Origin of the sequence: Dorea hominis (assembly GCF_014287705.1) — a bacterium.
Taxonomy (GTDB): Bacteria; Bacillota; Clostridia; order Lachnospirales; family Lachnospiraceae; genus Dorea_D; species Dorea_D hominis.
In genome coordinates, this window is sequence record NZ_JACOOY010000001.1 from 91,819 (window position 1) to 106,730 (window position 14,912).

The window sequence follows — 14,912 nt, forward strand, 5'->3', positions numbered from 1 at the left end:
TGTACTTTCTATACCGGTTATTTAGTTATTGAATACATTTTAACCGAACTTATTGAACACATCAATAATTGTTATATAATTATCGAACAATTCGGCATTTTATCTAATATTTTTAGAAAATCTTTTTTCAAATAAGTTGTCCTTGCATGTATTCGTCAATACACACTGGTATGTTTTATCCGCTGATTAGCGTTCGAGGATGCACTTGCATAAGTGCGTGTATTTTCCTCTTTGCCATAACAAAAAGACTCCGGGGAAATTCCATCCTTGGAGTCTAATTTTCGCACAACTTGTATTCATTAAACCAATTGACAAAATTATACTACCATATTTGGAATTTGCATGCAAGTATTTTTTGTATATTATATGTTTTAAATATTCCATATATGACTACAATTTAAGAAAAAAGAAGACAGCCAAAGTAGTTTTATTTCCTGTCAATGTCAGTCTGTAAAACAAGGGTTTCCAAACTGATAAATATTATCGCTCTCCAAACTGGCATGGTTATTTTTGCAATAACTGGTTCTTTATTTCAATCCAGTTTCGTTGTAAAGTTTCTACAACAAAACAAAAGAAATGAGGTCTGATAGTTATGAATTCAAATCTGAAAAAAATTGTTATGACAGCTTTATTTGCTGCTTTATCGTGTGTAGCAACCATGTCGATTCACATTCCTACTCCTGGAACCGGCGGATATATCCATCCGGGTGATGCAGTTGTGATTCTCTCCGGTGTGATCCTTGGTCCGGTATACGGACTCCTTGCCGGCGGTATCGGTTCTGCAATGGCTGATTTGATTGGCGGATATTTTATCTATGTACCGATTACATTTGTGATCAAAGGTCTGGTTGCTCTTGTAGCAGGACTGATTTACCAGAAACTTGGACATTCTTCCAAGACAAGATTTACAGCCGTTATCCTTGGCGGAGTTGCTGATATTGTACTTGTTGCCGGCGGCTACTGCCTCTGCGAGATTTTCCTTTATGGTGTATCTGGTGCACTTGCAAGTGTTCCTGCCAACATCATCCAGGGTATCGGAGGACTGGTCATTTCCGCAATCTTATATCCGGCTCTGATCGCTATCCCGGACGTAAGACAGCTTGCCGGGGAACGCGCTCATTCCTAAGTGACATTATCATTTTTGTTCAGATATTTGCCCCTCATAAAAGAACCAGCACATGAAATCATGCGCTGGTTCTTTTTAACTACTTATGTATGTTTTCTTCTTAGACGTTTATATTATATTTTAAACTTTTCACCTTATATTTATAAGATGATTTTGAGTTCTTAACAATTCGGATGAATCTTAAGTTGTTTTTTCTGTCCTTGCACAAGAACGACCTTTTTTGCTGAATCTGCCGACGCAGTTATGCAAGTTCGTCCAGATGCAAGACCTCCCACAACCAATGCAGAGAGCATGACAAGCAGGCAGCTTTGTACGACTTTTCTTTTTGATCTTTTCATTTTTCTTCTCCTTTTTCTACCGAAAATCCGGTGTTCATAACATAATATATCTCCCAATATATTAATCAAATTACTGCTTTTTTACAATCTTTAACTCATATCCTAATGCATTTAATAAATTATTAAATGCCGTTATAGTAGGAACTGTTTCCTTGCGTTCTATCTTTGAAATTGTCTGTTGTCTTTTACCGGATAATTTTGCTAATTCTTTTTGTGTTATATTTTCTTCCTTTCTCAGCATAATCATTTTTTCTATTAATTCATACTCCGCACGAGATTCATCCCATGCTTCTCTAAATTCACTGTCATCCTTTCTTTTTTCTTCAATTTCTTTTTTTATATTTGCTTGTATGAATGGCATATCTTTCACTCCTCTTTTTCTATATTTTTATATAAATTTCTTTCCCAATGCCTTTCCCAATTCTTTTGCTCTCTTTTTTATTATTTTTGAATCTCCCTTTTCCGTTTTGTTTTTTTGCTTTCTGCATGCATGTAATAAATAAATATTGTCACCGTCTGGGATAATATAAAATATGCGATTGTGTTTGTAAAAATATACTTCGTATATTTTTTCTCCCATCTTTTAATATTCAGTTTCTCGAATTCTCCATTCTCCATTTTTTCTCTGACACTATATCCATCAACCATTTCAGGGATTGTCAAAGAATCAATATATTCTTTAATTACATTCCTTCCAGAAGAAGTTTCATAATCATGTAGTATCATAATTACATATTCTCCTTTCTTCTTTTATATTACGCATAATACATCATATATGTTGTATTCATCAATGTAAAACATCTGTTTATATTATTTTTGCATTAAAAAAGGAATGCCTTAATTGGCATTCCCATTTTTTAACAATTTTTCTATTTTTGTACACCTTTTCTACACCATTTTCGTAACAAATCATACTAAATTCAAATAAATTATATACCTAATTTTCGATTATCCGCATAAACACTAGACTTTCAAGCATTTTGAAGTATAAAAAAACATTCATTTTACCACGAATTTACCACGATTGAATGAGCCTTGATATGACCTATAAAATAATACCCAAAAGACATCATTTAGATATAATGATGTCTTTTTTAAAAGCAGTCAATCCTAAGACTAACTGCTTTATATGTGATATAAGGTTATCAGACAATTTACCAACAAAGTATATACTATCGACTCAATAACATAGGCAAAAATTTTAATAATAAATCAATTCCATACGTAAATATGAATAACCCTAATATTATCGAAACTATTGTTCCTATTTTAATTTTTTTAGCCAGAATAAATACTGCTGGGTGCTTTGGGTCAATATATATGCTATATACATTTCCTTGTGTCATACTCCTATTTAATCGTTTATGAGATATATTTTGTGCTGTTTGCTCACGATAATAAGTTCCGTTATATGTATATTCAAATATTGGAGATTGTGTAGAAATGCCATTGCCACCATAATATGTATTGTAGCCACAATACACGCCGTCCACTTTTTCTCTACAACGCAATAACGAATATAAATCATTTACCCCAACCAAAATAAATACCAAACCAAATATAATTGCTCCCAATGGATAAACCAAAATCTCACCATATGGCAAAGTTAAAGATAAGATAGAAACGATTCCACAGCCAATGAAACAAATAAACATAATCAAACAGATAAGTGGCATGACTTTATAGCGTTTCTTTTTCATAATTACAAAACATACTATACCAAATACTATTGTTAAAAAATAAATAAGAATTGTCATTACCTAATCGCTCCTTTGATTTTCCCTTACTACTTAATCACTATTATTTTTCTAACTGTTCTTGCACAAATTTAATACTATTCTGAATCAATTCTTTATCTTTTTCTGTTGCAACTTCTTCTAATTGTTTAAACAAAGCAATACTTTCATTTCGTTTACCTAATACATTAAATGCAGTTGCAATATTAAGATACCATGTCATTTCATCTTGCATATCTTTAGGCTTCATATCCATTGCAAGAAGTTTTTCTAAAAAGAGTTCTCCATTTTTATTTTCTTGATATTCTCTTACAATATCGTTATTCATTTTTCTAAACTGATATCCTCTACGCATTAAAACAAAGAACATGATAAAGAAATAAACAATAGTAATAACGGCAATACCACCAACGATAATGCCTAAAAAACCAATTGTTAATTTTACATAGGGAATTACTATGTTCACATAAATAAATAGCAGTACCGCCCAAAATAGAAAGGCTAATCTAATGAGCCATTTATCTTTTTTTTCATACATTGCTCTTTTCTTTTTTAGATTTTCGGGTTCGTAAATCATTTTTTCACTCCTTTATTACTACATCAATCAGAATTTGTTTCATTGTTCTGATTTTGTTTCTTCCATTCCTTATAATCTTTTTGCGTTTTTTGTTGTCTTTTAACATCTGCCATTTTTTCCAAAATCACTTCTACGTCTGGTTGACTGTGCTGTTCTGGTAGAGAATAGAAAATAAGGTTATCATCGCTTGTATATACTGAAATATTAAAAACCAAATCACTTTCTACAATTTCTTGCATGATATAGGAAAGTTCTTCTGCATATTCTTTATCAGTTTTTCCCTCATTAAGATATATACTTGTTTCTATTTCATATTCCCTTTTTTTCAGATATTCTTCTACACTTTCCTTACCATTCCATTCTGTCGTGGTTGTATGCCCTTGAACTTCAATTTGATAACCTCTTATAAAAGGCTTATCTTGAAATAAAGGAGTTGCAAGTTCTTTTATTTCATCAGAATAGTAATAAACATGGTAACTATCCTCAAAAAGTCCAGTATTTCGTGTATATATAGTAGCAGTTTGAGAAGAATTTATTATTACAGAAGTGAAGAAGTACAAAGAAGAAAAAATAGGATTAAACTGGATTATGGCAGAAGTTTCCAGTAAAGAAAATTCTTCATTGTATTTGTCCTTTAATTTGGATAAGATATATTTTTGTGCTTCTTCACTAGAGTTAAAATCATGCGAATAACTGCTACAACCATTTAATAGTCCTAGACAAAGCACGCTTGCTATAACACCTAATAAAAATTTTTTATATCGCATAATCGCCACCTCTATGTGATTTGATGATTTAACACTCATAAACTTCTCTATCTATATCATTTTCGACTTCCTTTTTTATTTCGTCCATAGAATTCAACCAATTATCTAAAAATTCCAATGAAATAATTCGCCCATTATAATAAATAGTTATTTCTGCACCTGCTCTTTGCAGTTTCCCAATCAATTCTCTAAACGCTCTAGTCTTATCTATTCCGTTTATCTCTTCTACAACATCGTAATCATTAGTATCATATGTTACTACAAAATCGTTCGACTCTATTTTCTGTTTTATATGGCTCATAGACATGGATTTATCATATTCTCTGATGAATTTAATGTATGATACAATTTGCTCATCTTTTGCTATTTTTATTTGCATTAAATCCATAATAAGATTCCTCCTAACATTATGATTTTATGATTTAACACCGTTCTACAAACTGGGATTTGCATATATGAAATACAAACTTATAATCTTACCATTCATTTATGGCATATAAAATAGCAAGTCTTACATTTTTTAATAACTCAGAAGACAGCGTTTCGTATTCTTCAGATAACCCTTTTTTGTGAGCCATATATGCTGGGCTATCATTCCACGAACCCATTGCTCCAAAAACATCCGAAACACTTGCAGCTTCGAACATTTGAAGATTTTGCTGTGGAATTGGTGGTAAACTCAAACCATACTTTTCATCTGGATACTCGCTACAGCCATCTAAAAGGTTTATAGCAGAAGTAAAAATATTAGCAAAATTTTCACACTCTATTTTTTCAGCCAATTCTTTAATCGATAATAATACATCTCGAAATGAGTTAATGTTATTCTCAAAATATGGTTTTTTTGATGGTGGGTTAGTCCACTCATGCTCTGAATATAGAATATTCCATTTTTTTTGCACAGAGTCAAATTGCCAATCAGCAACAAAGTATGTTACTTTTCCGCTTTTGTAAAAACACAAAATGGCACTTTCTGTTGTATTTGAAAATCCTAAAAATTGTCTATCTTTCACTGAATATGGACAGAGCAACTTTATATCCTGTATCCCATTTTTCTTTATTTGTTCAAACCACAATGAAACATTAGTAGCAGTATATTTTTCTGTCCTTAAAAATTTCTTTTGAGGTAAAAAGACAAATTCAATTTTATTCTCATATTCTAATGGTGAAAATCTAATTGGTTCTGATAATTGCAACGCTTTTTTGCTCGCTGCTACAATAGATGCAATTTGAAACATTTGTCCATTCATCATTTCGCCTCCTCTTAACATGAATAATACTGTTCTCACAAATTCTAATTTGTCGCTTTCTTCATGCCCATATTATAACAGTTCCATATATCCACCACAATAAAAATCAGCATACCTCTTAATATTTTTCTATCTTGGAAAATACACACTTTTCTTTTCTTCCTCTTGATTATCAATCACAGAAAAGAAAAAGCCCTGTCAAGAGCCTTGCCACCATTGGTGGTGCTTTGCACTCTTTACTGGGCTTTTTATTTGCTGTATCTTCCATGCAAGAGGAAATTAAAGACCTCTGTTCCATTTCGCCTTTAGATAATCTTCATAATCTCCCTCATTAAAGTCTACTTGTGGAGAAGTATTAGGAATATTTTTTCTGTTATCTATATCTGCAAGTTGACGGAATATCCAGTCATCATAAGGGTTGTGATATTTGTATTCTTTCGGCTGTTCTCTGTATCGGTCTAACCCTCGCATTTCCTTATGTACTTTCATCATGCGTTCTATTTTTTGACGCTGTATCAACTGTTTGATTTCCATAAGTTCTTCAATTTCTACAACCTCATTAGAAAGATAATTGCTGATGTATCTAATCAATATGGTTTCCATGTAAAATCTGTATTCGTTTTCATTATCGAAAAATTCATTTTCAGACAGATAATCTAAAGAAACATTGAAGTCCTGTTCCCGTTTGATAATATCCATGATATATGGCTCGGTGTGATCGATATACTTCCATTCTCCCGACAATAATTCATTGGGCGTTACACCCAGCACGTCCATTATCTTTTCCAGCGTATCAAAGGTAGGATAATTCACACCACGTTCAATCTTGGAAAGGCTCTGCATATTGATACCGATTTTGTCCGCCAGTTCCTGTTGTTTCATTCCTCTATGTTTTCTTATGGTTTGTATGTTCTCTCCTAAGAAACTGATTTTCTTTTCATAATGCTCCATAACTTAGTATAACCGCTCCTTTCGTTGCTTTTTTTGGTATTTATAAGCATATCATACTTAATCTATATCCAAAAGTCAACAAAAACTTCTTGACAAGTAATTCTAATGGCGTTATTATCATATCAGATAGAGTGATTAAGCACGCTAGGGTCAATCACACGCTTGAGTAAGCATATAGAATAGATATTTTCATTTTGATAGCATGAATAGGTATGGACTATCAGACCGAAAATAAGGTTTCTGACTGGGGCTGTTCCGTTTAGCCACGAGCCTTACAAGGCTCGTGAGCGTTAAGAACGGAGCAGACACAGGAAGAAAAGGAACGCCTTTAGGCGTTCGTAAAGGGCGTATATGTAACACCGCCCTGCGCATACATGTCATAGTACCTAGAAACTGTGATAAATAAAGGAAAAAACACGATTTTTACCCCGCAAAAAAACGGGAAGTACGAAAGGAGTAATGCACTATAACTACACACAAAAATTTATCCGTTAAGATTGATTACATCAGCATTGTATTTGATACTGCAACCGCAGAAGATGTCATCATGCACATTTTAGGTTTACCGACTGATATTTTCAATGTCTATCCGGCAAGCATTAAATACAAAACTTATCAAGCACGCTGGCAGATTGGAGATATTTATGTATCGGGGGACGCAAGAAAAACAGAGGATAACCCACAAGGGTTAGGCTGTTATCTTGTTATGACTGGCAGAGGTTGTGATGATATTTTCCGTATTCTCGACAATAGGAATTATACTTTTGGGGATATGTTCAAACATTGTGAGCGAAGATACGGACGGGATAACTTCCACTTCACAAGGCTTGATATTGCCATTGACGATAAAAACGAAAAGCCATTTTTTACCATAGATCAGATAAAGAAGAAATGCGAAAAAGAGGAATTTATCTCGAATAGTGAGGGCTACCACTTTGACGAAAGCAAGTTTGATGATTTCGACACCGCAAAGACTGTTTATATCGGTGCTGGCAAATCGGGATTGTCCTACCGCTTTTATGATAAGGATAAGGAAGTCTGTTCAAAACATAATAAGACACTTGATGAAGTCGGCAGTTGGAAACGGACAGAAATGCAACTGCGTGATGATAAGGCTCATGCTTTTGCCATGACATTCAAGGAAAGACCGCTGGAACTTGGAGAACTTGCTTTCGGTCTATTGGCAAACAACCTACGCTTTGTCGTACCAAACAGAAACGAAAGTAATAAGAGCAGGTGGAAAACTTGTCGGTTTTGGGAACGCTTTTTAGGGGCTGTGGAAGTCTTAAAACTGCAAGTACCAAAACAGCAAAATTCTCTTGAAGAAACACAGCAATGGCTCACAGAGGGTGGCGTGATTTCCGCTGTCAAAAGTTTTTATTTCTTAGAAGAACATGACGCATTAGGTGGACTGGAAAAAGTAGGAACTATGCTTGATAAGGCAAGATACAGCAATTCCCTTTCCAGTAAATTAACCGCCCATTTACAGAGGATAAACCGCACCGACCTTATCCCCTATATCCAGTATGACACGAAACATGGGAAAGGGGGTATCTGATGAATAACAACGATATTCCCGTATGGGAAAAATACACCCTTACCATTGAAGAAGCGTCAAAGTATTTCCGTATCGGAGAAAACAAGTTAAGACGATTGGCAGAGGAAAACAAAGACGCTGGCTGGCTCATTATGAATGGCAACCGCATACAGATTAAACGCCGACAATTTGAACAGGTTATTGATAAATTGGACGCAATCTAATGCAAATGAGCCTTGTATGTGTTATGATGAACACAAGTCATATCAAGGCTCTTTCCAACAAGGAAAGGAGCAGACACCATGAAAGAAAAAAGACGGGATAACAAAGGTCGTATCCTGCATACTGGAGAGAGCCAACGAACAGACGGAAAATACTTATATAAATATGTAGACGCATTTGGAAACACAAAATATGTGTATGCTTGGAGATTGACACCTACAGACCCGACACCAAAGGGAAAACGGGAAAAACCCTCACTTCGAGAACTGGAACAGCAGATAAGACGGGATATTGAGGACGGTATCGACAGCACAGGCAAGAAAATGACGCTTTGCCAACTCTATGCCAAACAGAACGCACAGAGGGCAAATGTGAAGAAAAGCACAATGAAACAACGGGAACAACTCATGCGGTTATTGAAAGAGGACAAGTTAGGTGCGAGGAGCATTGATACAATCAAACCCTCTGACGCTAAGGAATGGGCGTTACGCATGAAAGACAAAGGTTTTTCCTACAATACCATTAACAACCATAAACGCTCGTTAAAAGCGTCATTCTATATCGCCATACAAGACGATTGCGTAAGGAAAAATCCCTTTGATTTCAAGTTAAATGAAGTCCTAGAAAATGATACCAAAGAGAAAGTCGCATTGACAGAGGAACAGGAACAAGCCTTACTCTCATTCATCAAAACAGACAATGTGTATCACAAGCATTATGATGATGTGCTGATATTATTAAAGACAGGACTTCGTATCTCGGAACTGTGCGGGCTGACAGTAGCCGATATTGATTTCAAGAATGAAGTTGTGATTATCGACCACCAGTTATTAAAGAGCAAGGAACAGGGCTATTATATTGAAACGCCTAAAACAAAGAGCGGAATAAGGCAAGTGCCATTAAGCAGAGAAACAATACAGGCATTTCAACGGGTTATGAAAAAACGCCCAAAGGCAGAACCATTTGTGATAGACGGACGGAGCAATTTTCTGTTTGTCAATCATAAAGGCAAGCCCAAAATTGCGATTGATTATAACGCCTTATTTATCCGTATGGTAAAGAAATACAACAAGCACCACAAGGACAATCCCTTGCCACATATCACACCGCATACGCTACGCCATACATTCTGCACAAGGCTGGCTAGCAAGAACATGAACCCAAAAGATTTACAGTATATCATGGGACATTCAAACATCAGTATCACAATGAACTGGTACGCTCATGCGTCCATAGATACCGCAAAATCAGAGGTTCAGCGTCTAATCGCATAAGAAGTATTTACCACGATTTTAACCACGCTTGATAGCGAAAATATAAGAAGATAGACCTAGATATGTGAGGTTTACCACAAAAGCAAAATGCCCGTAGAGCCTATAAAATAAGGCTTTGCGGACATTTAAGAAGATATAAAAAGATAGTCAAAAAGACATATATAATTTATAATAAATTATGTGATATATAGGATACTCGTAATCCCCGTAAAATCAACGAAAATCCGGTGTTCCGATCATATCGTACGGCGTTGCCTGATATACGTAATAATTCAACCAGTTTGTATACAGGTTATTCGCAGTCGCTCTCCACTTAAGGAGCGGTGTCTTATCCGGATCATCATCCGGATAATAATTCTTCGGCATTGCAATCTCCAGGCCTTTGGAAAGATCACGTTTGTATTCGCCATCCAGAGTTACCCGGTCATATTCCGGATGTCCCATTACGAAAATCTGTCTGCCGTCATTTGCCATAGCAAGGAAAAGTCCAACTTCATCGGACTCAGCAAGCACAGTAATTCGCTCGTCATCCCTTACTGCATCCATCGGCACTTCTGTATGTCTGGAATGTGGTGCAAGGAAACAGTCATCAAATCCACGGACAAGTGGAATCTTACGGTTGAGTACTTTATGCCAGAATAATCCAAAAGCTTTCTCCGGCAACGGCTTCTTATCAATTCCGAAATGATAATACATACCTGCCTGCGCACCCCAGCACAGATGCAGTGTTGAGGTAACATGCGTCTTTGTCCATTCCATGATCTGCTTTAATTCTTCCCAATAATCTACTTCCTCAAATGGGATCTGCTCTACAGGAGCTCCCGTAATGATAAATCCGTCAAATCTCTCATCCCGAATCTCGCCAAAACGATTATAAAACTGGTTTAAATGACTGGTCGGTGTATTCTTTGCTTCATGACTGGATACCATAACAAACGTTACATCCACCTGCAACGGTGTATTGGACAGCGACCGGAGGATCTGAAGCTCCGTATCCTCCTTAAGCGGCATCAGATTCAGAAGTCCGATCTTGATCGGACGGATATCCTGATGCATCGCACGGTGTTCATCCATTACAAATATGTTTTCACTCTCTAAGATCTCCTTTACCGGGAGATCATTCTGCACACGAATCGGCATAATTAAATTCCCCTTTATTTGTTATCTTTTTTATGATTCTCTTCCTGATCATCCTTTTTCTTTGGTCTAATTTTTGCATCAAAGGTTTCCATATGACCAAAATGCTCCATATGTACTGCGGAATGTTCCGGATACTTATATTCCTGCGTCGCATGCACATGCTCCTGTGAAGAATGTACATACTGTCCTGCATTGTCTACATAACTGTACTGATCGTAAGCTTCCGTATTTTTAGGAAGCATTTTTTGTTCCAGCTTGCTGCTTACAAGCATCTGAACAATGTAATAGATCACAGCAAATGTCGGCACTCCCATAAGCATACCCGGGAATCCGAACAAACCTCCCCCGAGAAGAATTGCAACGATTACCCAGAATGCAGACAATCCTGTGGAATTTCCAAGGATCTTCGGTCCTAATATATTACCGTCAAACTGTTGCAATACCAGTATAAATATCAGGAAATACAGTCCTTTTATCGGACTATCCAGCATGATCAGGATTGCACTCGGAACAGCTCCAATGTACGGTCCAAAGAACGGGATGACATTCGTCACACCGACGATCACACTTACTAATAACGTATATGGCATATTTAAAATTGACAATCCAAAGAAACACAGTACTCCAATAATTGCAGAATCAATGATCTTTCCAATAATAAATCCACCAAATATCTCATTACTTTTCGTTGTCAGATGCAGGAGCAGATTAGCATGTCTTATTGGCAATACTGCATAAACAATCTTCTTGCACTGTTTTGCAAACAGTTCCTTACTGAATAAAATGTAGATGGATACAATCACTCCGATCAGGAAGTTCACAACTTCACCAAGAAAATTGAGCACTCCGACTGTCAGATTCGACATCAGTTCATTGACCTTTCCAAGAAGGTCGTTGCGCAGCCAGTTCTGAAGCATTGTTGTTCCCTGCTCAATCGCTGTCTTTACAATGGAACCGGTTGTAGAATCATCCATTTTGATATTATTCAGTGATGACACCATATGGTTGAGCTGTCCCGGTAATGTATAGATCATATCACGGATACTAACATATAATTCCGGTATCAGTAGGTTGCATAAAGCAGATATCAATGCGCCCAATATAATCAGCGATGTAAACACACCGACAGATCTGGAAATATTCTGTGCTCTTCCCGGTTTTGTAACCTTTTTCTCTAATACAGGGATCAGCCTCTTGTCTACTCTTTTGACGATTGGGTTCAGCAGATATGCGATCACGGCTCCATAAATAATCGGTTTCAATACGTCGTATACCTTCCACAGCACGTTAAAAATATGCCGGAAACGCAACAGTGCAAAATAAAATGCAAGCGATGCCGCTATCACAAGAAAATATGTCATTCCTCTGTTAAACTGCTGTCTGATTTTCGAAGGACCATTTCCGCCAAGTCTTGGTTTTGAATTGTAATATGTTTCCCGTTCTTTCTTTTCATTTTCACTCATATAATTATTCCTCTTCTTTGCACAAATGCACATAAAATAATTATACTCTCCGATCTTTTATGCGTCAACTATAAAGGCGTAACAGTAAGCAATCAGCGGCACAAAAGAAAACTCCCGGAGCGAGATCTCCGGGAGTTTCCATTGTGCTATGAGAGGCACGCTTATTTTTCTTATCTGCAGCTGCAATCAAATGTTGCACATTCTGTCTGCCCACATGTGCAGGCGTTTCCACCTTCCACGCTGATCTTACCAGCCTGACAGGAACAGTTGTTATTATATTTACATTCTGTTGCCTGGCAGTCTACCTGGCTGACCGGCGATGCCTGTTTTCCTGTGCTGTTTGAATATCCGTCTTTACGTTCTTCAAAACTGTCGCAACAAGTGTCCTTCGGTGCAACTGCGGCGTCTCCGCCCACTGTGATCTTGTCAAGATCACAGTTATAATTCTGATTGTGCTTACATGTCTGTACGGTACACTTTAATTCCGGCATATTATACCCTCCTTTTCTATCCTGTTACCAGATCAAAGTTAGTATATCCGGAAATAAAATTTTTAACCGTTTGATATCATAAAAGTTTTAATCTTCTTTTTCGACTTCGCGGATTGTTTTTGTATCGATCTCTTCTTTCAAAGCATCCATAAATGCTGTCAGATCTTTCTGTCCTTCGTCACCTGCAAAACGACTTCTTACAGATACCACACCTGCTTCTTCCTCTTTTGCTCCCACAACAAGCATGTATGGAATTTTCTGCATCTGTGCTTCACGGATCTTGTATCCAATCTTCTCTGCTCTGGAATCAATTTCTGAGCGGATACCTGCATTGTATAATGTATCCTGTACTTTCTGTGCATAATCCATGTATTTATCGGAAATCGGAAGTACTTTAACCTGTACCGGTGCAAGCCATGTCGGGAATGCTCCTGCAAAATGCTCGATCAAGATACCAATAAATCTTTCGATAGAACCAAATGCAACTCTGTGGATCATGATCGGACGATGTTTCTCTCCGTCAGCTCCTGTATATTCTAATTCGAATCTCTGTGGAAGCTGCATATCAAGCTGGATCGTTCCGCACTGCCATGTTCTTCCGATAGAATCTGTCAAATGGAAATCAATCTTCGGTCCATAGAATGCTCCATCCCCTTCATTTACAACATAATCCAGTCCAAGATCGTCTAATGCTCCTCTTAAACCTTCCGTTGCAAGTTCCCAATCTTCATCGCTTCCCATACTGTTGTCCGGACGGGTAGATAACTCTACATGATATTTGAATCCGAACAGGCTGTATACTTCGTCGATCAGTGCTGCAACACCTTTGATCTCATCACGGATCTGTTCCGGCATCATAAAGATGTGCGCATCATCCTGTGTAAAGCAGCGTACACGCATCAGTCCGTGAAGCTGACCGGATTTTTCATGACGGTGTACCAGTCCAAGTTCACCGACACGGAGCGGAAGATCTTTATAAGAACGAGGCTCTGCTTTATAAACAAGCATTCCACCCGGACAGTTCATTGGTTTTATTGCAAAGTCTTCATCATCGATCACGGTTGTATACATATTTTCTTTATAGTGATCCCAGTGTCCAGATGTCTCCCACAGATGTCTGCTTAAGATGATCGGTGTGGAAACTTCCTGATAACCACAGCGTTTATGCAGTTCTCTCCAGTAATCGAGCAGTGTATTCTTTAATACCATTCCCTTTGGAAGGAAGAACGGGAATCCAGGTCCTTCTTCACACATCATAAAAAGTCCGAGCTCTTTTCCGAGTTTTCTATGGTCACGTTTCTTCGCTTCTTCCATCATATGCAGGTATTCATCTAACTGTGCTTTCTTCGGATAAGCAACACCATAGATTCTTGTCAGCATCTTATTCTTCTCATCTCCACGCCAGTAAGCACCTGCAAGGCTTGTCAGCTTAAATGCTTTTACTGTCTTGGTAGACATCAGATGTGGCCCTGCACAGAGATCTGTAAATTCTCCCTGTTTGTAAAAGCTGATCTCTGCTCCTTCCGGAAGGTCTTTAATCAGTTCTACTTTATATGGTTCCTCCTTTTCTTTGAAAAATGCAATTGCCTCTTCTCTTGATTTTGTAAATCTTTCCAGAGGAAGTGCTTCTTTTACGATTTTTTTCATTTCTTTCTCGATTTTTTCAAGATCTTCTGCTGTAAATGCAGTTTCACGATCCAGATCATAGTAAAAACCGTTAGCAATAGAAGGTCCGATTGCCAGTTTTGTCTCCGGATACAGCCGTTTTACAGCTTGTGCCATAATATGTGCTGCTGTATGATTAAATGCACCATTTCCGTCTTCTGAATCAAAAGTAAGAATTTCCAATTCGCAGTCTTTGTCAAGTACAGTACGAAGATCTACAATATCTCCGTCTACTTTTGCAGATGTTGCTACTCTTGCAAGACCTTCGCTAATTGATTTTGCAACATCAAGAACGGACATTTCCTGTTCAAATTCCATAACAGATCCATCTTTTAATGTGATTTTCATAATGTTTTCTCTCCTTTTATTTTATTA

At 37.0% G+C, this 14,912-nt stretch carries 17 protein-coding genes; 4 read left to right on the plus strand and 13 right to left on the minus strand.

What is annotated here, in order from left to right:
- Window positions 1–592: 592 nt before the first annotated feature.
- Entirely contained in the window at window positions 593–1,126 is a 534-nt protein-coding gene (locus H8S07_RS00470) for an ECF transporter S component (RefSeq protein ID WP_118287839.1), read from the plus strand.
- Between the two features lie 161 nt (window positions 1,127–1,287).
- On the opposite strand, the gene H8S07_RS00475 is transcribed toward H8S07_RS00470, so the two are convergent.
- The 9 genes from H8S07_RS00475 to H8S07_RS00515 form a co-directional block, all read right to left on the minus strand.
- Entirely contained in the window at window positions 1,288–1,464 is a 177-nt protein-coding gene (locus H8S07_RS00475; RefSeq protein ID WP_021861046.1) for a hypothetical protein, read from the minus strand.
- Window positions 1,465–1,534: 70 nt separating this feature from the next.
- Entirely contained in the window at window positions 1,535–1,825 is a 291-nt protein-coding gene (locus H8S07_RS00480) for a helix-turn-helix domain-containing protein (protein ID WP_021861047.1), read from the minus strand.
- Between the two features lie 27 nt (window positions 1,826–1,852).
- Complete coding sequence (locus H8S07_RS14825) at window positions 1,853–2,044, minus strand: type II toxin-antitoxin system RelE/ParE family toxin (RefSeq protein ID WP_243059749.1); 192 nt, start codon at window positions 2,042–2,044, stop codon at window positions 1,853–1,855.
- Window positions 2,045–2,636: 592 nt separating this feature from the next.
- On the minus strand, window positions 2,637–3,221 hold the full coding sequence (locus H8S07_RS00490) for a hypothetical protein (protein WP_074140231.1): 585 nt from the start codon (window positions 3,219–3,221) through the stop codon (window positions 2,637–2,639).
- A gap of 43 nt (window positions 3,222–3,264) precedes the next feature.
- On the minus strand, window positions 3,265–3,777 hold the full coding sequence (locus H8S07_RS00495) for a hypothetical protein (protein WP_186855203.1): 513 nt from the start codon (window positions 3,775–3,777) through the stop codon (window positions 3,265–3,267).
- Window positions 3,778–3,800: 23 nt separating this feature from the next.
- Window positions 3,801–4,544: a hypothetical protein gene (locus H8S07_RS00500; RefSeq protein ID WP_186855204.1), complete on the minus strand. Its 744-nt coding sequence runs from the start codon at window positions 4,542–4,544 to the stop codon at window positions 3,801–3,803.
- Window positions 4,545–4,572: 28 nt separating this feature from the next.
- Window positions 4,573–4,932, minus strand: a complete 360-nt coding sequence (locus H8S07_RS00505; protein WP_117788412.1) for a hypothetical protein — start codon at window positions 4,930–4,932, stop codon at window positions 4,573–4,575.
- A gap of 88 nt (window positions 4,933–5,020) precedes the next feature.
- Window positions 5,021–5,797: a hypothetical protein gene (locus H8S07_RS00510; RefSeq protein ID WP_117788313.1), complete on the minus strand. Its 777-nt coding sequence runs from the start codon at window positions 5,795–5,797 to the stop codon at window positions 5,021–5,023.
- 276 nt (window positions 5,798–6,073) lie between these two features.
- A complete protein-coding gene (locus H8S07_RS00515) occupies window positions 6,074–6,745 on the minus strand; it encodes a helix-turn-helix domain-containing protein (RefSeq protein ID WP_004612630.1) in 672 nt (223 codons plus the stop codon).
- 496 nt (window positions 6,746–7,241) lie between these two features.
- Here H8S07_RS00515 and H8S07_RS00520 point away from each other — a divergent pair, with 496 nt between their 5' ends.
- From H8S07_RS00520 to H8S07_RS00530, 3 genes are all read left to right on the plus strand, one after another.
- A complete protein-coding gene (locus tag H8S07_RS00520) occupies window positions 7,242–8,303 on the plus strand; it encodes a replication initiation factor domain-containing protein (RefSeq protein WP_278044932.1) in 1,062 nt (353 codons plus the stop codon).
- Window positions 8,303–8,506, plus strand: a complete 204-nt coding sequence (locus tag H8S07_RS00525) for an excisionase (RefSeq protein ID WP_002607397.1) — start codon at window positions 8,303–8,305, stop codon at window positions 8,504–8,506. Before H8S07_RS00520 ends, H8S07_RS00525 begins: the two co-directional genes overlap by 1 nt.
- Window positions 8,507–8,584: 78 nt before the next feature.
- Entirely contained in the window at window positions 8,585–9,778 is a 1,194-nt protein-coding gene (locus H8S07_RS00530; protein WP_118203784.1) for a tyrosine-type recombinase/integrase, read from the plus strand.
- Between the two features lie 213 nt (window positions 9,779–9,991).
- Here H8S07_RS00530 and metA read toward each other — a convergent pair whose 3' ends face one another.
- The 4 genes from metA to thrS form a co-directional block, all read right to left on the minus strand.
- Window positions 9,992–10,918, minus strand: coding sequence for a homoserine O-acetyltransferase MetA (metA, locus tag H8S07_RS00535; RefSeq protein WP_118287838.1), 927 nt, complete (start codon window positions 10,916–10,918; stop codon window positions 9,992–9,994).
- A 14-nt stretch (window positions 10,919–10,932) separates the two neighbouring features.
- On the minus strand, window positions 10,933–12,381 hold the full coding sequence (locus tag H8S07_RS00540; protein WP_226976316.1) for an AI-2E family transporter: 1,449 nt from the start codon (window positions 12,379–12,381) through the stop codon (window positions 10,933–10,935).
- Window positions 12,382–12,551: 170 nt separating this feature from the next.
- Window positions 12,552–12,872 (minus strand): DUF1540 domain-containing protein, encoded by a 321-nt coding sequence (locus H8S07_RS00545; RefSeq protein ID WP_118287837.1) that lies wholly within the window; start codon window positions 12,870–12,872, stop codon window positions 12,552–12,554.
- Window positions 12,873–12,959: 87 nt separating this feature from the next.
- Window positions 12,960–14,885 carry a threonine--tRNA ligase gene (gene thrS, locus H8S07_RS00550; RefSeq protein ID WP_021861052.1) on the minus strand — a complete coding sequence of 642 codons (1,926 nt, stop codon included), beginning with the start codon at window positions 14,883–14,885 and terminating at the stop codon, window positions 12,960–12,962.
- Between the last annotated feature and the right edge of the window lie 27 nt (window positions 14,886–14,912).